17 protein-coding genes are annotated in these 17,745 nt (G+C 74.1%); 9 read left to right on the forward strand and 8 right to left on the reverse strand.

Annotated elements, in window-relative coordinates:
* Positions 1-29: 29 nt before the first annotated feature.
* Entirely contained in the window at positions 30-671 is a 642-nt protein-coding gene (locus ACFV61_RS26575; RefSeq protein ID WP_380494285.1) for an enoyl-CoA hydratase-related protein, read from the forward strand.
* Between the two features lie 150 nt (positions 672-821).
* On the opposite strand, the gene ACFV61_RS26580 is transcribed toward ACFV61_RS26575, so the two are convergent.
* Positions 822-2,636 carry an NAD-binding protein gene (locus tag ACFV61_RS26580; protein WP_380428117.1) on the reverse strand — a complete coding sequence of 605 codons (1,815 nt, stop codon included), beginning with the start codon at positions 2,634-2,636 and terminating at the stop codon, positions 822-824.
* Between the two features lie 255 nt (positions 2,637-2,891).
* Between ACFV61_RS26580 and ACFV61_RS26585 the strand changes: the two genes are divergently transcribed.
* On the forward strand, positions 2,892-3,491 hold the full coding sequence (locus tag ACFV61_RS26585; protein WP_063349875.1) for an HdeD family acid-resistance protein: 600 nt from the start codon (positions 2,892-2,894) through the stop codon (positions 3,489-3,491).
* A 49-nt stretch (positions 3,492-3,540) separates the two neighbouring features.
* Here the strand turns inward: ACFV61_RS26585 and ACFV61_RS26590 are convergent, their stop codons facing one another.
* From ACFV61_RS26590 to ACFV61_RS26600, 3 genes are read right to left on the reverse strand one after another with little or no spacing between them, the layout of a single operon-like run.
* Positions 3,541-4,176 carry a DUF6461 domain-containing protein gene (locus ACFV61_RS26590; RefSeq protein WP_063349874.1) on the reverse strand — a complete coding sequence of 212 codons (636 nt, stop codon included), beginning with the start codon at positions 4,174-4,176 and terminating at the stop codon, positions 3,541-3,543.
* 60 nt (positions 4,177-4,236) lie between these two features.
* Positions 4,237-5,739: a CoA transferase gene (locus tag ACFV61_RS26595; RefSeq protein ID WP_380494287.1), complete on the reverse strand. Its 1,503-nt coding sequence runs from the start codon at positions 5,737-5,739 to the stop codon at positions 4,237-4,239.
* Positions 5,740-5,761: 22 nt separating this feature from the next.
* Complete coding sequence (locus ACFV61_RS26600) at positions 5,762-6,391, reverse strand: LysE family translocator (protein WP_380494289.1); 630 nt, start codon at positions 6,389-6,391, stop codon at positions 5,762-5,764.
* Positions 6,392-6,558: 167 nt separating this feature from the next.
* Between ACFV61_RS26600 and ACFV61_RS26605 the strand changes: the two genes are divergently transcribed.
* Complete coding sequence (locus ACFV61_RS26605) at positions 6,559-7,017, forward strand: Lrp/AsnC family transcriptional regulator (protein WP_063349872.1); 459 nt, start codon at positions 6,559-6,561, stop codon at positions 7,015-7,017.
* Positions 7,018-7,077: 60 nt separating this feature from the next.
* On the forward strand, positions 7,078-7,773 hold the full coding sequence (locus ACFV61_RS26610; protein ID WP_063349871.1) for an N-acyl homoserine lactonase family protein: 696 nt from the start codon (positions 7,078-7,080) through the stop codon (positions 7,771-7,773).
* Between the two features lie 86 nt (positions 7,774-7,859).
* Here ACFV61_RS26610 and ACFV61_RS26615 read toward each other — a convergent pair whose 3' ends face one another.
* Complete coding sequence (locus ACFV61_RS26615; RefSeq protein ID WP_380494291.1) at positions 7,860-9,110, reverse strand: cytochrome P450; 1,251 nt, start codon at positions 9,108-9,110, stop codon at positions 7,860-7,862.
* 242 nt (positions 9,111-9,352) lie between these two features.
* Here ACFV61_RS26615 and ACFV61_RS26620 point away from each other — a divergent pair, with 242 nt between their 5' ends.
* Positions 9,353-10,330 (forward strand): hypothetical protein, encoded by a 978-nt coding sequence (locus ACFV61_RS26620; protein ID WP_380494292.1) that lies wholly within the window; start codon positions 9,353-9,355, stop codon positions 10,328-10,330.
* A 304-nt stretch (positions 10,331-10,634) separates the two neighbouring features.
* Here ACFV61_RS26620 and ACFV61_RS26625 read toward each other — a convergent pair whose 3' ends face one another.
* The gene (locus ACFV61_RS26625; protein WP_063349868.1) at positions 10,635-10,904 is read right to left on the reverse strand and encodes a zf-HC2 domain-containing protein; all 270 of its coding nucleotides are present in this window, start codon (positions 10,902-10,904) and stop codon (positions 10,635-10,637) included.
* A gap of 55 nt (positions 10,905-10,959) precedes the next feature.
* On the opposite strand from ACFV61_RS26625, the gene ACFV61_RS26630 reads away from it, so the two are divergent.
* The 4 genes from ACFV61_RS26630 to ACFV61_RS26645 all read left to right on the forward strand — a co-directional run bounded on the left by ACFV61_RS26630 (position 10,960) and on the right by ACFV61_RS26645 (position 15,752).
* Positions 10,960-11,523 carry a sigma-70 family RNA polymerase sigma factor gene (locus ACFV61_RS26630; RefSeq protein WP_079135986.1) on the forward strand — a complete coding sequence of 188 codons (564 nt, stop codon included), beginning with the start codon at positions 10,960-10,962 and terminating at the stop codon, positions 11,521-11,523.
* Positions 11,524-11,750: 227 nt separating this feature from the next.
* Positions 11,751-13,124: an MFS transporter gene (locus ACFV61_RS26635; protein ID WP_380494294.1), complete on the forward strand. Its 1,374-nt coding sequence runs from the start codon at positions 11,751-11,753 to the stop codon at positions 13,122-13,124.
* 118 nt (positions 13,125-13,242) lie between these two features.
* The gene (locus ACFV61_RS26640) at positions 13,243-14,613 is read left to right on the forward strand and encodes a cytochrome P450 (protein ID WP_380494296.1); all 1,371 of its coding nucleotides are present in this window, start codon (positions 13,243-13,245) and stop codon (positions 14,611-14,613) included.
* 116 nt (positions 14,614-14,729) lie between these two features.
* Positions 14,730-15,752 carry an L-tyrosine/L-tryptophan isonitrile synthase family protein gene (locus tag ACFV61_RS26645; RefSeq protein ID WP_380494298.1) on the forward strand — a complete coding sequence of 341 codons (1,023 nt, stop codon included), beginning with the start codon at positions 14,730-14,732 and terminating at the stop codon, positions 15,750-15,752.
* On the opposite strand, the gene ACFV61_RS26650 is transcribed toward ACFV61_RS26645, so the two are convergent.
* Positions 15,737-16,639 (reverse strand): ABC transporter ATP-binding protein, encoded by a 903-nt coding sequence (locus tag ACFV61_RS26650; protein WP_380494301.1) that lies wholly within the window; start codon positions 16,637-16,639, stop codon positions 15,737-15,739. The genes ACFV61_RS26645 and ACFV61_RS26650 overlap by 16 nt on opposite strands.
* Entirely contained in the window at positions 16,636-17,694 is a 1,059-nt protein-coding gene (locus tag ACFV61_RS26655; protein ID WP_380494303.1) for a FecCD family ABC transporter permease, read from the reverse strand. Before ACFV61_RS26655 ends, ACFV61_RS26650 begins: the two co-directional genes overlap by 4 nt.
* Between the last annotated feature and the right edge of the window lie 51 nt (positions 17,695-17,745).

Genomic DNA, 17,745 nt, shown 5'->3' on the forward strand with positions numbered 1-17,745 from the left:
CACTTGCAGTCGCGTGGGGTGCGTCTGTTGTGTATACGCGACAGGGCTGTCTGGTGATCACCGGCTCGGAGAAGGCGTTCGCGGCCGGCGCCGACATCAAGGAGATGCAGGGCAACCGGTTCCCGGACGTCTACCTGGACGACTGGCTGGGCCCCTGGGACCGGCTCGGCGCGCTGCGCAAGCCGGTCGTGGCGGCGGTGGCCGGGTTCGCGCTGGGCGGCGGCTGCGAGCTGGCGATGCTGTGCGACATCCTGCTGGCGGCGGACACCGCGAAGTTCGGGCAGCCGGAGATCAAGCTCGGTGTCATCCCCGGCATCGGCGGCTCGCAGCGGCTGACCCGGGCGGTCGGCAAGGCGAAGGCGATGGAACTGTGCCTGACCGGCCGGATGATGGGCGCCGAGGAGGCCGAGCGGGCCGGCCTGGTCTCCCGGATCGTCCCGGCGGACCAGCTGCTGGCCGAGGCCCTGACGGTGGCCGAGACCGTCGCGGCGATGTCCACCCCGGCTGCGGTCATGCTCAAGGAGAGCGTCAACCGCGCCTTCGAGACGACCCTCGCCGAGGGCGTCCGCTTCGAGCGCCGGCTGTTCCACGCGGCGTTCGCCACGGCGGACCAGAAGGAGGGCATGGCGGCGTTCGCGGAGAAGCGCCCGCCATCCTTCACCAACCGGTGACCTGGCCGCTTACGGCTGACGGCTGACAGGTAACAGCTGACAAGTAACAGATAACAGCTAACAGATTTCGTCATCTGAAATCTGTTAGCTGTTATCTGTCAGGTGTTATCTGTCGGCTGTTACCCGTCAGCTGTTATGCGTCAGCCGCCGTCACACCTCGTCCACCAGCGCCGTGTTGAGCCGGGCGAGCCCGCTACGGGTGGCGGCGACCACGATCTGGTCGCCCGGGGTGAGGCGCCGGGTGCGGTCGGGAAAGTTCCACTGCAACTGCGCACTGCGGGCGAACCGGACGGCGATCACCCGGACGCCGCCCGGGTCCTCCAGGTCGTGCCGATTCATGCCGATCAGCCCGCTGCCGTCCTCGACCGTCAACTCGGCGATCAGCAGCACGTGCCGGAACACCGACAGCATCCCGCGCACCTCGCGCCCCATCAGGGCGGCGGCGAAGGCGGGTGCGGCCAGGTACGAGACCGAACGCGAGGCCGCGTTGTCCAGCGTCGCGTAGAAGTGCCCGGCGAAGTTGTCGTCGAACAGCCGCACCACCACACGGACTTCGGGATTCCCGTGGCGCGCCTCCAGGGCCGCCTCCAGGTTGGTGGCGTCGTCGCCGCTGACCGCGACCAGCGCCCGGCTGTGCTTCAACCGGGCGCGACGCAACTGCTCCTCGAACGGGCCGTCGCCCAGGACCACCGGGATGCCGAGCGCCCGGGCGGCGGCGATGCCGCGGGCCTGCGGGTCACGCTCCATGCAGACCACCGGCACGCCCAGTTCGTGCAGTTGGGCCGCGACCCGGGTGCCGACGTTGCCGAGGCCGACGACGATCACGTGGTCCCGGGTGCCGGCCCCGGGGTTGCGGGGCTGCCCGCGCCGCCCGGAGCCGAGCACCTCGACCGCGATGGCGGTGGCGACCGGGGCGAAGGTGATCCCGCAGATGGTGATCACCACCTGTGCCACCCGCTGCCACAGTCCGCCCGTCCCGGTCCCGGCGGCGATGTCGGCGAGTTGGTCGGGCTGGGCGGCGCCCGCGAGGTCGAGCAGCGAGATGTAGAGGGTCCAGCCGAAATTCCGGTTCAGGTACCAGAGCACGCCGAAGGCCATCAGCACCGCGGCGAGGGCGGTGAGCAGCACCAGCCGCATCCGGGCGCTGGTGAAGAAGCGCATCATGTCGAGCAGCCGCCAGCGCGCCCGCCGCGCCCAGCTGATCGGTTCCCTGGGTTCGATGCGCAGCGCTTGGAGGGCGGCCACGCCGTCCGGTTCCTCCTCGGGCGCCGGCTCCGGTTCCGCTTCGCGGCGGACGCCACCGGGGCGGACCGGCCCGTCGTCGCCGAACTCGCTGGCGAGCCGGACGAAGTCGGCCGAGTCGCCGCGCTGTTCGGGCAGCAGGCGGATCTTGCTGAGGTCCTGGCGGTCGATGTGGTCGGCGACCACGCAGATCCGGTCGGAGGTGATGGCCTCGTCGAAGGCGATGTGCAGGAAGCGTCCACCGATCTCGACCGAGTTGGGCCGCCCGAGCGCCGCCGCGGCGAAGGCGGGTGCGGCGGTGGCGGATCCGGAGAGCGCGGCACCGTTCCTGAGCAGCCGTTCGATGTTCTCACCGAGGCGCTGGTTGAACATCCGGAGCACGATCCGGATGTCCGGGTTGTGGCCTTGGGCGCTGAGCGCGGCGTGGATGTTGTCCTGGTCGCTGCCCTCGACGAGGGCGAGGCCGCGGGCGGTGTCGATCGACACCTCGCGCAGCGCCTCGTCGGTGATGCTGGCGTACTCGACGACGGCGGCGACGCCGGGGAGTTGCTCGATCTGCGGCGCGTGGTCGCGGGTGCGATCGGCGACCAGGACGACGACCGGGACCTCGTAGTGCTCGACGAGTTCCAGGACCAGTCGGTGGGCCAGTGCGTTGCCCCCGCAGACGATGTAGTGCTGACTGACCGGCTCTACCGAACGGGTCCCCCACCCTTCAGAAGTCATACCGCCGGATGATATCGACGGCAGGTGGCCGGACGGTGTCGTTCCGGCGACCGGAAGACCAGCGGAGCCACTCCATCGAACATTCGTCTCCTCCGCACGCCCTCTCCCGCCCCCTTCCATCCCCCTCCGCTTCCTCTCCCCCCCCTCTCTTGTCTCCGTCCCCCGAACGGCCGTACCCGACGCGCCGGTCGGCAGTGGCCCGGCCAGGCTGGGGTTCGGCCCCTGCCCGTCCCCGGCCCCGAGGAGTACACCACCGTGGTTTCCCCGATCATCACCCCCGACGGTTCCCCGGTCCAGGGTCCGCTCGGCCAACTCGCCAAGGCCGCCTGGCAGGTCCTGCTACTCGCCGGAATCGTCTCGCTGGCCCTCGGAATCGTCGTCTTCGTCTGGCCGAAGGAGACCCTGCTGGTGGTGGGCGTGCTGTTCGGCCTCTACCTGCTGGTCATCGGCATCGTGCAGCTGATCGCCGCGTTCGGCACCCACGCGACCACCGCGCTGCGGGTGCTGGCCTTCATCAGCGGGGCGATCTGCGTCCTGCTGGGGCTGCTCTGCTTCCGCAGCGCGGCGCAGTCGCTGCTCCTGCTGGCGATCTGGATCGGCATCGGCTGGCTGTTCCGGGGCATCACCCAGCTCGCCGCCGCGGTCTCCGACCCGGCGATGCCGGCCCGTGGCTGGCAGGCCTTCGCAGGCGTGGCCAACACGGTGGCCGGTGTGCTGCTACTGGTCTGGCCGGTCGGTTCGATCGCCGCGTTGGCCGTCCTGGCCGGCTGCTGGCTGGTGATCCTCGGACTGATCGAGATCGTGACGGCCCTCCAGATGCGCGGCCGGGCCAAACAGATCCCGGCGGGGGTCTGACTCCACGGCCTGACCTCACGGGCCTGACTCCACGGGTCTCACTCCGTAGCTAGCGCGTCGGCGCGTAGCCGATCCGGAATGTGGCGGCCTCCAGCCGTTCCGGCGTGAGCCGGACGTCCGTCAGCCGCTCGGCCAGCGCGAACGCGGCCTCGGTGTGCAGGTCGTGACCCTCCCCGTCGAGCTGGAAGCCGCAGGCCGTCAGCAGCGCGGGGACACCGGGGGCGTCGGCGTCCGAACCGTGCCGCTGGGTGGGGAACAGCGGCTCGAACTGGAGCCGGCAGCTGCCCTGCTCCCACCAGTTGAAGTGGTCCACCGCGACGGCGTTCCGGAAGTGCGAGACCAGCCGGGTGCCGTCGGCGAGGCGGCGGATGACGTCGGGCAGGCTGCCGAGGTAGCCGAAGACCTCGACGACGACGGCCCACCCGTCGAGTTCGGTGACGGCGACGAGCAGCCGGTCGTCCTCCGGCTCGATCCGGGCCTCCGCCTCCTCGTCCTCCCCGTCGTCGAAGGTCTCCCAGGCCGCGACCACGGCGTCCAGGCCGGTGACCTCCCGACCGGGCAGGGCGCCGAAGCGGCGCAGCAGTTCGTCGGCGGTGATCCCCTCGACCAGCGTCAGGCAGTGGGCCGCCCCGGGGATGGGGTAGCGCTGCTCGAACCAGGTGTAGTCGGTGGCGTGTGCAGTCATGCGCCGATGCTGCCAGCTGCCTGTGACACCGCCGGCCGGGGCGGCGGTTGCGCGGCGTCCTCAGAGCCAGACCGGCGCGTCCGTCCCCCAGCGCCCCGGCGGGCGGGACCAGTCGGTGGGCGCGCCGGTGTAGGCGATGGGCGGCAGGGCGTGGCGCAGCCGTCCGTAGGCGGAGTCGGTCTCGGCGAGCCACCGGGCCGGGTCGTACGCCCCGGTGTCCGGAGCACCGTCCGCCGGAGCGCCGTCCGCCGGGGCACCGTCCGCCGGGGCAGCGTCCGCCGGGGCAGCAGGGGCGGGCGCCTCGGGCGGGATGCCGTGCAGCAGCCACGAGGCCGTACCGGCGAGGGAGAACCGCAGGTGGCGGCCGCCGGGCCGGCCGGTGCGCTGCTCGGTGAGGGCGCGCAGGATGGCGGCGGCGACGAGGTAGCCGGTGCCGTGGTCGAGGGCCTGGGCGGGCAGTACGCCCGGGCGGCCGTCGGGGCCGGCCTCGTGGGCGGCGATGCCGACGCCGGCCTGGACGAGGCTGTCGAAGCCGCGACGGCCGGCCCAGGGGCCGGCCCAGCCCCAGGCGCAGAGCTGCGCGACGATCAGGCCGGGGTGGCGGGCCGACAGTGCGTCGGGGGCGAGGCCGTGCGCGTCGAGGGCGCCGGGGCGGTAGCCGGTGACGAGGACGTCGGCGGTGGCGAGCAGGCCGTCGAAGACGGCGCGGTCGGCGGGATCGGCGAGGTCGAGGCGGGTGGAGCGCTTGCCGAAGCCGGTGTCGGCGTGGGCGTCGTCGGCCTCGGGGAGGTGGGGCGGGTCGACGCGCAGGACGTCGGCGCCCAGCAGGGCGAGGGTCCGGGTGGCGACCGGGCCGGCGATGACCCGGGTGAGGTCGAGGACGCGGATCCCGGCGGCGGGCCGCTCCGGGCCGGCGTCGCCGAGCGGGCGGACGGGCGCGGTGCCGGTCACCCGGCTCTCCATCAGGGGGTGCGTGGTGGCACTCACCGGCGTGACGGCCACGGCGAGCGCCCCCGCTTCGAACGCCCGCTCCTGGACCTGCTCCGCCGGCAGTTCGCCCAGCAGCTTGGCGAGCATTTCGGGCCCGGCGTCGGCGGGCAGGTCGAGGGCGGCGAGCAGTCGGGTGCGGTGGTGCGGGTAGTTGGCGTGGGTGCGGACCCAGCCGTCGGCGGCGCGCCAGAAGCCGGAGTGCGGGGCGAAGCTGACGGGCGTGCGGCCGTCGACGGTCAGGTGGCGTTCGCTGACGAAGGCCGTGGCGACGGCGCCCTGGTCCACCCGGACGGCGGGGATCAGGCCGCCGGCGCGGTGGGCGGCGAGTTCGGCGGCGGCCAGCGAGCAGGCGGCCACGGTGGCCCGGGCGAGCCTGCGCACCGGCAGGCCGGAGGCCAGGACGTCGCCGGGGCCGTGGAAGGAGACCCGCCCCAGCAGCTCGGCCGATCCGCCGAGGGCGGCCCAGAGGTCGGCGGTGGGCCGGTCCGCAGGTTCCCCTCCGGCGGCGGGCTGATCGGTGGACGCGGGCTGATCGGCGGGCCAGGTGCCGGGGAAGGTCGGACGCTCTGTCATGCCCGGCATTGTGCTCCCGTTCTCAGGCGCTCGCCGTGACGCCCGCCACCAGCATCAGCAGCACCGCCGAGACGAGGGTCATCCGGCGCGCCGCACGCGGGGTGCCGCCGAGCCGGCCGCCCAGGCGTCCGCTGGCGTGCGCGACCAGCCCGTACACGACGGCGCAGGCCAGCACGTTGAGCGAGCCGAGGGCGAGCACCTGCCCGCCGACCGGCAGCGCGGCGCCCGGCTCGACGAACTGCGGCACCAGGGAGAGGTAGAGCAGCAGCCCCTTGGGGTTGAGCAGGGCGGTCAGCATGCTCTGGCGCAGCACGGTCGCGGTGGGCTGCGGCTTGGGCTCGGTGAGGGCCGTGGCGCCCCCGCTCTTGCGCAGCGCGAGCAGCATGGTGACGGCCAGCACCAGCAGGTACGCGGCGCCGGTGAGGCGCAGGACGGGCAGGGCGGCGGGGACGGCACGCAGCGCGGCGGCCAGGCCGGCGCTGGAGAGCAGGGTGTGGACGGCGTAGCCGGCGCAGACGCCGCCGACCGCGATGAAGGCGGCGCGCCGACCCTGGCCGAGGCCTCGGGCGGCGATGTAGAGCCAGTCGGGCCCCGGTGTGCAGACCAGCAGCAGGTCGACTCCGAGGAAGAGAAGGAGGGCGTGGGTGTCCATGGGTGGCGGTGACCTGTCGTGCTCGTTCGGGCGGGTCCCGGCCGTTGGTCCGGTGATCCTCGCGGCACCTGTCCGGTGCGTTCGGTCACTGAAGGTAGCCGGATAGCCCTGGCACGCGATGGCCACTTCCTGCTGGTCCGGCCCGCCTTTTGGCAGAATATTGCGCCATGGACCGAATCGACCGCAGAATCCTCCGCGAGCTCCAGCAGGACGGCCGCCTGACCAACGCCGACCTGGCCGCCCGGGTGGACCTCACCCCCTCCCCCTGCCTGCGCCGGGTCCGACAACTGGAGCAGGACGGCGTGATCCGCGGCTACCGGGCGCTTCTGGACGGCACGGCGGTCGGACGCGGCTTCCAACCCTTCGTCACGATCACCATGCGTCACGAGGATCAGGTGACGGTCGCCGAGTTCGAACGCCGGGTGGCGGAGCTGCCGGAAGTGGTGGAGGCGCACCGCCTCTTCGGGGAACCCGACTACCTGCTGCGCATCGCGGTGGCCGACATCGCCGCGTACGAGCGCTTCATCACCGACGTGCTCTCGGGCCTGCCGGGGATCGCGCAGGTCAACTCGCATCTGACGATGAAGCAGGTGAAGGCCGACCGAGGGCTGCCGATCGGCGGGTAGGCTGCGAACGGGGGCCGCCGCGGCCGCCCGTACGGGGGACAGCGCGACAAGGGGAGCTCCATGCACGCGGTCCGCCGCCTCGATCTCGGGTACTTCGTCCGGCCTGCGTCCGAGGTGGGCGGCCCGGAGCCGCGGGTGGAGCCGGTCCTCGCGTACCTGGTCCGCCGCCCGGAGGGGCTGCTGCTGTTCGACACCGGGATCGGCGCAGGCGAGCCCGAGACCGAAGCGCACTACCGCCCGGTCCGCCGCCCGCTGACGGAGGCGCTCGCGGCCGTCGGCGTCGCCTGCGCCGACATCGACCTGGTGGTCAACTGCCACCTCCACTTCGACCACTGCGGCGGCAATCCGCTGCTCGCCGGCACGCCCGTCCTCGTCCAGGCGGCCGAACTGGCCGCCGCCCGGCGCGGCGCGTACACCATCGACGCGCTGGTCGACTTCCCCGGCGCCGACTACCGCGAACTGGACGGCGAGACGGAGGTCTGGCCGGGCGTACGGGTGCTGCCGACGCCCGGGCACACCGGCGGCCACCAGTCACTGGTGGTCGAGCGGCCCGGCGGCGGCGCGGTGATGCTGGCCGGGCAGGCGTACGACTTCGCGTCCGAGTACGGCCAGGCGGTGCTCGCCCGGCGGGCGTCGCGCGAGGGCGTGGCCGCGCCGCTGCCCGGTTACCGGGCCTGGCTGGACCGGGTGGCGGAGTACGGGCCGCGCCGGGTTCTGTTCGCGCACGACCACGCGGTCTGGGAACCGGTCGGATAGGGCCAACGGCCGGGCCAGGCACAGTTCAGGGGGTCCGGAGGCTCGGAGGCTCGGAGAGTTCAGAGTGCTCAGAGGACTCGGAGGGTTCAGAACGTGAAGCGCAGCGACCGGACCCGGTGGTCGAAGTTGGACGGCACGATGTCCGGCTCGCCGACCGACCGCACCTCGGGCAGCCGGGCGAACAGCTCGCGGAACAGCACCTTCATCTCCTGCCGGGCCAGGTGCGCCCCGATGCAGTAGTGCGGCCCTCCGCCGCCGAAGCCGAGGTGGGGGTTGGGCGTGCGGGTGATGTCGAACGCGTCCGGGTCGGGGAAGACCGTCTCGTCCCGGTTGGCCGAGCCGAAGAACAGGGCGACCTTCTCCCCCGCGCGCAGCAGCGGGCCCCCGGGGCCGCCGAGCTCGTGGTCGACGGCGAGGGTCCGGCGGAAGTGGATGATCGGCGTGGCGTGGCGGATGATCTCGTCGACCGCACCGCCGAGCCCCCCGTCGAGGTCCGCGAGCAGCAGGGCGCGCTGCTCCGGGTGCGCGGTCAGCAGGTGCAGGCCGTGGGCGAGCGCGTTGCGGGTGGTCTCCACGCCGGCGACCAGCAGCAGGGAGAAGAACGCGCCGAGTTCGCGTCCGGTGAGCCGGCGGCCGTCCACGTCGGCGGTGACCAGGGCTGAGATCAGGTCCTCGGTGGGCCGGCGGCGACGCTCACGACCGATCGAGGCGACCATGCCCTGCATGCGGGCCAGCGCCAGCAGCCCGCGCCCGGGCATCCGGATCCGGCAGCGCAGCGGGCGGGCCACGCCGATGTTCTCGGAGGCGTGGTTGACCTGGTCCAGGATCATTCGGCGCGGATGTTCCGGGATCCCCATCATGGTGCAGATCACCTGGAAGGGGAGCTCGGCGGCCACGGAGGTGACGAAGTCCTCCGGCCGCCGCCGCTCGACGTCGTCGACCAGGCGGGTGGCGACGCGGCGGATGTCCTCCTCGACCTGGCCGAGCAGCCGGGGGGTGAAGGCTCGCGAGACGATCCTGCGCAGTTGGGCGTGCCGGGGGTCGTCGAGGTTGACCATCGAGTCGCCGAACACCAGCCGGACCCAGCGGGGCGGTTCCGGGGTGGTGACGCCGGGGCCGCTGAGGAACACCGCGGGGGTGCGGCTGGCCTCGACCACGTCGGCGTGGCGGACCAGCGCGTGGAAGCCCCGGCCGGTGGCGGGATCGCCGAAGAACACCGGCGCGGGGCGTCGGCGCAGTTCGGCGAAGGCGGCCGCGCGGGCGGGGGCGGGCAGCTGCCAGAAGCGGGGGTCGGCGAGGTCGGCGGCGGGGGCCGCCAAGCCGGTCGAGGTCTCCATGGCCGGGCCTCCTGCTTCGCGTTCGGCGTCCGCCCGGCAACCACTATCGGTACCGGGGTGTGCACATTTAGTGAGCAAGCGGGGGGTGATGTCAAACCGCGTCGATGGTCGTACAAACGGGCTGCTGCGGCGGCCGGGCCGGACTCTCGACACACGGAGGCACGGGGCCGGGCATGGTCTCACGGGGTGGAACCGGCCAATACCGGAGGGTGCGGTCCGGGCCGGGCGGGGCGGGTGCGACGATGAGTGCCATCGTGATGACCGACCGGATCCGCCTGCTGCGCGCCGTGGTCTTCGCCGCGCTGTGCGTGGCGCTGGCCGCCGCGGCGCACGTCGCCATGGCCGGAGCCGGGGTCTCACCACCGGTGCTGATCGGCGCGTTCGGGGCCGTCCTCGGTCTGACCTGGCTGCTCGCCGGCAAGCGGCGCGGGCTCGGCGCGATCAGCGCCTGGATGGTCGCGGCCCAGAGCGCGCTGCACCTGCTGTTCGAACAGGCCGCGGCGTTCGGCCGGGGAGGCGGCGGTCTCGGCCGGCTCGCCACCACGGACTGGGCCGCGCTGCTGCTCTGCAACCCCGAGCGGATCCCCGGCGGGCTCTCCCCCGTCGAGCTGGCCCGGATGGCGGGCCTCGACCCGGACGTCCCGCCCGCCGCCAACGGCCTGCACACCATGGCGGGCATGCACCACGGGACGGCGGCGGGTGTGGTTTCCGCCCCGGTATCGGTATCCACGTCCGCGTCGGTCTCCGCGTCCGCTTCGGCTTCGGCTTCGGCTTCGGCTTCGGCTTCGGCCGATGGGACGGCGCTGGACGCGGCCGGGATGGCGGGGATGCCCGGCATGCCGGGTACGTCGGGCCTGTCCGGAGCATCCGCCGCACACGGGATGCCCTCCGGGACGGCACACGGCATGGCACACGACATGGCGCACGGGATGTCCTTCGGGATGATCGCCGCCCACGCGCTCGCCGCGCTGGCCTGCGCGCTGCTGCTGTGGCGCGGTGACGCCGCGCTGGTCCGGCTCTTCGACCTGCTCGGCGCGCTCGGCACCGTGGTCGCGGGAGTGCTGGTGCTCCCGCTACTGGCGCTGTTCGCGCGCCCCTTCGGCTACCGCCCGCCGGCTGCACCCCGACCCACCGGCGGCCGGACCCGGCCATCCCGGTCGGTGCTGCTCACTCATGCCGTGGTCCGGCGCGGCCCGCCGGCGCTCGCCCTCGCCTGCTGACGCGCCCGCCGTCCCCACTCCTGCGCCTACCGCCCGGCAGCCCACCGCCGCCGGGGACCGCAGGGCCCACGGGGTTCGCTCGGCGGGCAGGTCGCCCTGCCGCTCGGCCGCGCCTTCGCCGCCGTGCCGCCAGGGCCCGGACCCGCGCCCGCCCGCCGCCTCCTCCGTGGAGGCGCCGCGGGCCGCGCGGAAGTCCCATGGACGCCGGCGGCGCCGCCTCGGGTGGCGCCGCTCCCAGCCCTCCCCTCAGGACCTTCGCATGCCTGACTACGACGGCGCACCGGCTTGGGCCGGCGCCACCGTCCTACCGCTCCACGGCCTCCGGCCCGTCCGGAGCCTGACCGCCCCCGAGCCCCCGCACGCCGAGTCCGTCCAGCAAGCGGGCCGACCACTCGTCCGACGGGCCGACGGCGGCGCTCGCCCGGACGCGGCCGCGCAGTTGCTCGGCCCGCTCCAGCCACGCACGGCAACCGGCGCAGCGCGCGACGTGCCCGTCCAGCCGGCCACCCGACAGTCCGGTCGGTTCGCCGTCGAGCCGGGCCGACAGGGCGGTACGGAACTGCGCGCATCTCATACGACCATCGTCCCGCACTGCCCTCACGGTGGGACCGGCCGGGTGGGAGGCCACCGTGGATGACGAGCAGCTCACCGCGCTCGCACTGACCGCCCGCGCGGGCCGGGCCCCGGACGTCGAGGCCTTCGTCCGCGCCACCCAGCGGGACGTCTGGCGGTTCGTCGCCCACCTCACCGACGTCCAGTCCGCCGACGACCTCGCGCAGGAGACCTTCCTGCGCGCGCTGCGCGGCCTGCCCGCGTTCGCCGGCCGCTCCTCGGCCCGCACCTGGCTGCTGTCGATCGCCCGGCGCACGGTGATCGACCGGTACCGGACGGCCGCCGCCCGACCGCGCTGCGCGGCGCTGCCGGACTGGCAGGAGGCGGCGGAGCGGCAGGGGGCCGAACCGGCAGCCGGGTTCGAGGACGGCGTCGCGCTCGGGGACCTGCTCGACCGGGTGCCCGCCCAGCGGCGGGAGGCCTTCGTCCTCACCCAGATGGTCGGCCTGAGCTACGCCGAGGCGGCCGAGGTCGCCGGCTGCCCGATCGGCACCGTGCGCTCCCGAGTCGCCCGCGCCCGGGAGGAGCTGATAGCCCGGCTCCGAGCGGCCGAGGGCGGGGAACTCGCAGCGGCCTGCTGAGCGGGGGCCGGTAGCGGGTAACAGATGACAACTAACAGATAACAGATTTCGAAATCTGTTAGTTGTTAGTTGTCTGCTGTCGGTTGCCATCCGTCCGCCGCCCCCGTCTGTCCGTCCGAAAATTCCTTCACATGTTCGGAACTGGAGCCCCCGCGCCTCCGACTGCTGTACCGGACCCCGCCGCCGAGGCGGTGTCCGGGACAGCAGTCGGGCAACGGAGGGACTTCATGGCAGCGCAACAGCCGCTGACCGCCGCTACGTTGATGGACAGTCAGGCAGAACCTGCAGACCGGTGGATCCTGGTCGTGGCCGCCGGGCTGCTCTCGTTCGTCGCGATGCTCGACATGAACGTGGTCAACCTGGCCCTCACCGACATCTCGGCCAGCCTGCACGTGTCCGCCGGGGTCGCCCAGTGGGCCACCCTCGGCTACCAACTCCCGCTGGTGGCACTCCTCTTGCCCGCCGGGCGCTGGCTGGACCAGGTGGGCACCCGCTCGGCGCTGCTGCTCGCCGTCAGTTGCTTCGCCGCGTGCAGCGTGCTGGCCTCCCTCGCCCCCTGGGCGGGCTGGCTGATCGCCGCCCGACTACTCCAGGGCGCCTTCGGCGCGGTGCTGTTCGTCCTGATGCCGGTGCTGGCCGCCACCTCCGTCCGCCCCGAATCGCGCGGACGGGCGATGAGCATCCCGGCGACGCTCGGCCCGCTCGGCGCCGTCACCGGGCCGGTCATCGGCGGCCTGCTACTGGACCACTTCGGCTGGCGGGCGGTCTTCCTGATCAAGCTGCCGGTCTGCCTGGCCGCCGTGCTGATCGTGCGCCGGTACGCCCCGCGGCGGGGCCGCCTGCGCCCGCCCGACCGGGCGTCGCTCGGCGACGCCGCCCTGATAGGCGCGGCCGTCGCCGCCGTGCTGCTCGCGCTGACCCTGGCCCCGGAGGCGCCGCTGTGGCTGCTGCTGGCGCTGCCCGCCGCCCCCCTGGTGCTGGTCTGGCTGCGCCGCCCCGGGGGCAAGCCGGTCGCCGAGGTGCTGCGGGCCGCCGGAACCGTCGGGGTCAACGCGTCGGTGCTGGCCCTCGCCGCCGGCTTCGCGGCCTGCCACTACCTGCTCGCCCAGCACCTGCGCGGTCCGGGCGGCGAGAGCGCCACCGCCACCGCGCTCACCATGCTGGCCTTCCCGCTCGGCATGGTGCTGGCCGGCCGGGTCGGCGGACGGCTGGCCGACCGCTGGGGCGCCCGCCCGACCGCGCTCGCCGGCGCCGCCGTCACCACCCTCGGCCTGGCGCTGCTCGTCCCGCTGGACACCGGCTGGTCCGCCGCCGACATCGCCTGGCGGCTCGCCCTGGCCGGTGTCGGGATGGGCCTCAACGGCGGCCCCACCCAGGCCCTGGTGATGACCGCCTCGCCCCCCGGGAAGCTCGCCACCGCAGGCTCCGCCGTCCAACTGGCCCGCAGCCTGGGCTTCGCCCTCGGCCCGGCCCTGGCCGGCGCCGCCGCGCTGGCCGGCGACCGCGCCACCACCGGCACCCGGACGGGCATCGCCCTGGCCGCCCTGGTCGCGGCGACGGCCGTGGCCCTGCTCGCCCTGCACCGCCGTCCACGGACCTGAGCCTGCCGGACCGCGCCTCCCCAACTCCCAACGCCCGCATGCCCAGAGCCCGTACCCCAGAGCCCATACCCGAGAGCCCGCACCCCGCCATGCCCGCACCACCGGAGGAACACCGCAGATGACCGACACCGTCCACGATCCGGCGCCGGCCCACCCGGCGGACGAACCGCGCTGCCCGTACGGGTACGACCAACTCCCGGACCCAGTACCGCTGTACGGCCCCGCGTACAAGAGCGACCCGTACCCGCTCTACCGGCGGATGCGCGAGGCCGGGCCGGTGCACCGGGTGGAGTTCCCGAGCGGCATCCACGCCTGGCTGGTCACCGGCTACCAGGCCGCCCACGAGACCCTCAACGACCCCAGGTTCGGCAAGAACCACGCACTGGGCAACGAGAACTGGCACAAGCTGGCGTCGATCATGCCCGAGCCGCAGCACTCCCAGTTGCAGGTCCACCTGCTGCACCAGGACCCGCCCAAGCACACCACGATGCGCCGGCTCGTCCTGGACGCCTTCGCGCCGCGCCGGGTGGAGTCGTTGCGCCCGCGCTTCCAGGAGCTGGCCGACGCGCTGGTCGACGAACTGCCCGAGACCGGCGGCGCCGATCTGGTGGCCGGCTTCGCGGCGCACTTCCCGTTCCGGGTGCTCGCCGAAGTGATCGGCCTGCCGGCCGAGTTGGCGGTGCGATTCGACCGCGACTGGGGCAAGGTCGTGCAGCCCGTCGGCCCGCACGACCCGGGCCGTCCGGCGTACGAGGCGCGGCTGCGCGGCCTCCAGACGTACATCGCCGACGTGGTCGCCCACAAGCGCGCCGGGAACCCCTCCGATGGCCACGACCGGCACGACCCGGACACGGCCGGCGCCGACCTGCTGGGCCGGCTCGTCGCCGCCCACGACGCGGGCGAGTTGAGCCGCGAGGAGCTGGACTCCATGGTGTTCCAGCTGTTGGTCGCGGGCCAGGAGCCGGTCACCAACCAGATCACCACCATGCTGATCACGCTGCTGCGCCACCCCGACCAGCTCGCCCGGCTGCGCGACTCCCTCTCCGAGGGGCCCGCCCACGACCCCGGCCTGTTGGCCCGCGCGGTGGAGGAACTGCTGCGCCACGACGCCGCGTTCGAGCTCACCACCTGGCGGTTCCTCGCCGAGGACGGAGACCTGTTCGGGACCACCGTCCCGGCCGGCGACTCGGTGATCGTCTCGCTGTGCGCCGCCAACCGGGACGAGACGCGGTTCCCGGACGCGGACCGCCTCGACCTCGACCGCACGCCCAACGCCCATCTCGCCTTCGGCCACGGCATCCACTACTGCCCCGGCGCCGCCCTGGCCCGGGCCGAACTCCAGACCGCCGTCGCCACCCTGCTCACCCGGCTGCCCGGACTGCGCCCGTCCGAGGCTGCCGACGAGGACCTGGACTCCCTCGCCTGGATCCCCGCCGTCCTGGCGCGCGGGGTCAACCGGCTGCCCGTCGGCTACGACCGGCGCGCCTGAGCCGGGGCCCTCGGCCACCCTGCGAACACCCCGCGGCCGCGCCCGCCCGCCGACGTCCGCCCGACGTCGGCCCGGCGTCCGCTCCACGCCCGCACCACCTTCCACGGAGGACCACCATGCCGCCCGCCGGCACCGTTTCCACCCGCCACCACCACACCGCACCTGCGCCCACGCCCGCGCCGGAGCCCGCACCGGAGCCCGCGAACACCGGGGGCGGCACCGACCAGCAGGACGCCGCACGGCTCGCCGCCCGGATCCTCGGCCTGCTGCTGCCGCACCGCCGCGCCTCCGACCCGGGACTGGACGCCAAGCCCGAGCATTTCCCGTTCCAGCTGGCCCAGTTGAAGGACTTCATCACCGCCGGCGACCCGATCCGCTTCACCCTGCCCGGCTTCCCCTGCAAGTCGCCGAACCCCGCGAAGGTGCTCAGCCACCTGCCCGACGAGGGCGAACGGCTGTCGCTCACCTTCCTCGACGGGCTCTGCGCGGAGATCGGCGGGTACTACGAGCCCGGCGCGCGGATCCTGATCTGCTCGGACGGGCACATCTTCGGCGACCTCGTCCACGTCCCCGACGACCACATCGACGAGTACTCCGACGAGTTGACGGCGATGATCGGGCGCGAGGACCTCGCCCACCTCGCCACCTTCGACCTGCGGGACGTCCTCGGCGACCTGCCGTACGACGACAAGCGCGCCCGGGTGCACGCCCAGTACGCGCCGAGTGTCGAGGAGTTGCGCGAGCAGGTGCTGACGGACGAGGAGACCCTGCGGCTCTACCGCGGCATCACCCGCTTCCTGACCGACGACACCGTCGGCTTCACCGGCACCCGCTCCGCCCTGCAGCGCGACTGCCGCCGCCGCGCGTACGGGGTGATCCAGCGCAGCCGCGCCTGGGGCGAGTTGATCGCCGAGCAGCACCCCCGGTCGGTCCGGCTGTCCATCCACCCGCAACCGGCGGGCGCACCGAAGTTCGGCATCCGGCTGCTGGAGGCCGCCGACGCCTGGATGACGCCCTGGCACTCCTCGGTACTCCACCGCGCCGACGGGGACTGGGAGTTGCTACGCAGCGAGGACGCCGCGCAGCGCGGCCGGCTGGTCGAACTCGACGGCCGGCCGAGCCACTACGAGGCGCTCTGACGCGCGGGCTCCACCCCGGCGGCGTCCACCCCGGCGACCCCCGCCCCACCAGCATCCGCCCCGGCCCCGACACCCTCCACCGGAGCCGGGGCGGTCGGGACGGCCGGGGTCGGGACGGCCGGGGTTCGGTGGTCGAAGGCGATCAACGGGTCACCGGTGAGCGGGTGTTCGACCACTGCCGCCCGGACGCCGAACACCTCGGCCAGCAGCTCCGCGGTCAGCACCTCGCGCGGCGCCCCGGAGGCCACCAGGGCGCCGCGGTGCAGGACGTGCAGCCGGTCGCAGACGGAGGCGGCCGCGTTGAGGTCGTGCAGCGCGACCAGGGTGGTGCGGCGCTGGTCCCGCAGCAGGGCGAGGAGTTCGACCTGGTGCCGGACGTCCAGGTGGTTGGTCGGCTCGTCCAGCACCAGGACGTCCGGCTGCTGGGCCAGCGCGCGGGCCAGCAGCACCCGTTGCCGTTCGCCCCCGGACAGTTGGGCGAAGCGGCGGTCGGCGGCGTCCGCCATGCCGACCCGTGCCAGCGCGTCGGCGGTGATCCGGTGGTCCTCGGCGTCGTCGCCGGCGAACGACCGCTTGTAGGGGGTGCGGCCCATCGCGACCACTTCGCGGACGCTCAACTCGAAGTCCCCGCCCCGCTCCTGCGGCAGCGCGGCGATGTGCCGGGCGGACTGCGCGGGGCGCAGCCCGGCCAGGTCGCGCCCGGCCAGCAGCACCCGCCCGGCGCTCGGCCGCAGGTGCCGGTAGACGGTGCGCAGCAGGCTGGACTTGCCGCTGCCGTTGGGCCCGACCAGGCCGGCGATCTCCCCCTCCTCGGCGACCAGGTGGACGCCGGCCACCACCGCCCGCCCGGACAGGGTGACGCTCAGGTCCTCGACGGCGATCCTCACGTGCGCTCCAGTCGTCGGTCCAGCAGGTAGAGCAGGGTGGGGGCGCCGAGGACGGCGGTGACCACGCCGATCGGCAGTTCCTGGCCGTCCAGCGCGGTGCGGGCCACGGTGTCGACCACGACCAGCAGCAGTGCGCCGGTGAGCGCGGACAGCGGCAGCAGGCGCCGGTGGTCGCCGCCGACGAGCAGGCGGCAGACGTGCGGCACCATCAGTCCGACGAAGCCGATCGCGCCGGAGACCGCGACCAGCACGCCGGTCAGCACGCTGGTGACGACGAAGACCTCCCGGCGCAGCCGGGTGACGTCCACGCCGAGCCCGGCGGCCGTCTCGTCGCCCATGAGCATCGCGTTGAGCCCGCGGGCACGGGCCTGGAGCAGGGCCAGCCCGAGCACCACCGCGACGGCGGGGACGGCTAGTTGGGCCCAGACCGCGCCGCCGAGACTGCCCATCAGCCAGAACAGCACGCCACGGGTCTGCTGCTCGTCGCGGGTCTGCAGGACGAGGTAGCTGGTGATGCCGCCGAGGAACTGTGCGATGGCGATGCCCGCGAGGACCAGGCGCAGCGGGGAGAAGCCGCCGCCGCGCCGGGCCGCCAGCCAGACCAGGGAGAACGCGGCGAGCGCGCCGGCGAAGGCCGCCAGGGAGACGGTGAGGCCGAGCGCGCTGCCGAAGGCGAGGTCGAGGCCGAGCGAGGTGCCGAGGACGATCGCCGCGACCGCCCCGAGGGAGGCGCCGGAGGAGATGCCGAGCAGGTAGGGGTCGGCGAGCGGGTTGCGGACCAGGGCCTGCACGGCCGTGCCGACCAGGCCGAGCCCGGCCCCGACCGTCGCCGCCAGCAGGGCGCGCGGGACGCGCAGCTGCCAGACGATGAGGTCGCGGGTGCCGGGTTCGGGGGCCCGCCCGGTGAGGTGGTGGGCGACCACCGACCAGACCTCGCCGGGCGGGATGTCCACCGCGCCGAACGACACGGCGGCGGTCAGCGCGAGCACCAGGGCGGCGGTCAGCGCGACGGCCAGCGGCCCGGCCCGCAGGGTGCGGGCCGGGGGGGGGGCCACGCGCCGGTGGGGGGGGTAGGCCGGCGAGACCCGCCAAATCCCCGGAGTGTC

Source organism: Kitasatospora sp. NPDC059817, from assembly GCF_042731835.1.
In the GTDB taxonomy this organism is placed as follows: domain Bacteria; phylum Actinomycetota; class Actinomycetes; order Streptomycetales; family Streptomycetaceae; genus Kitasatospora.

Coding starts and splice junctions, on each gene's coding strand:
- ACFV61_RS26610 (WP_063349871.1), top strand. CDS start 7,078: ATGCACGCGGTCCGCCGCCTCGATCTCGGGTACTTCGTCCGGCCTGCG.
- ACFV61_RS26640 (WP_380494296.1), top strand. CDS start 13,243: ATGACCGACACCGTCCACGATCCGGCGCCGGCCCACCCGGCGGACGAA.
- ACFV61_RS26635 (WP_380494294.1), top strand. CDS start 11,751: ATGGCAGCGCAACAGCCGCTGACCGCCGCTACGTTGATGGACAGTCAG.
- ACFV61_RS26600 (WP_380494289.1), bottom strand. CDS start 6,391: ATGGACACCCACGCCCTCCTTCTCTTCCTCGGAGTCGACCTGCTGCTG.
- ACFV61_RS26580 (WP_380428117.1), bottom strand. CDS start 2,636: ATGACTTCTGAAGGGTGGGGGACCCGTTCGGTAGAGCCGGTCAGTCAG.
- ACFV61_RS26620 (WP_380494292.1), top strand. CDS start 9,353: ATGAGTGCCATCGTGATGACCGACCGGATCCGCCTGCTGCGCGCCGTG.
- ACFV61_RS26605 (WP_063349872.1), top strand. CDS start 6,559: ATGGACCGAATCGACCGCAGAATCCTCCGCGAGCTCCAGCAGGACGGC.
- ACFV61_RS26645 (WP_380494298.1), top strand. CDS start 14,730: ATGCCGCCCGCCGGCACCGTTTCCACCCGCCACCACCACACCGCACCT.
- ACFV61_RS26595 (WP_380494287.1), bottom strand. CDS start 5,739: ATGACAGAGCGTCCGACCTTCCCCGGCACCTGGCCCGCCGATCAGCCC.
- ACFV61_RS26615 (WP_380494291.1), bottom strand. CDS start 9,110: ATGGAGACCTCGACCGGCTTGGCGGCCCCCGCCGCCGACCTCGCCGAC.
- ACFV61_RS26590 (WP_063349874.1), bottom strand. CDS start 4,176: ATGACTGCACACGCCACCGACTACACCTGGTTCGAGCAGCGCTACCCC.
- ACFV61_RS26625 (WP_063349868.1), bottom strand. CDS start 10,904: ATGAGATGCGCGCAGTTCCGTACCGCCCTGTCGGCCCGGCTCGACGGC.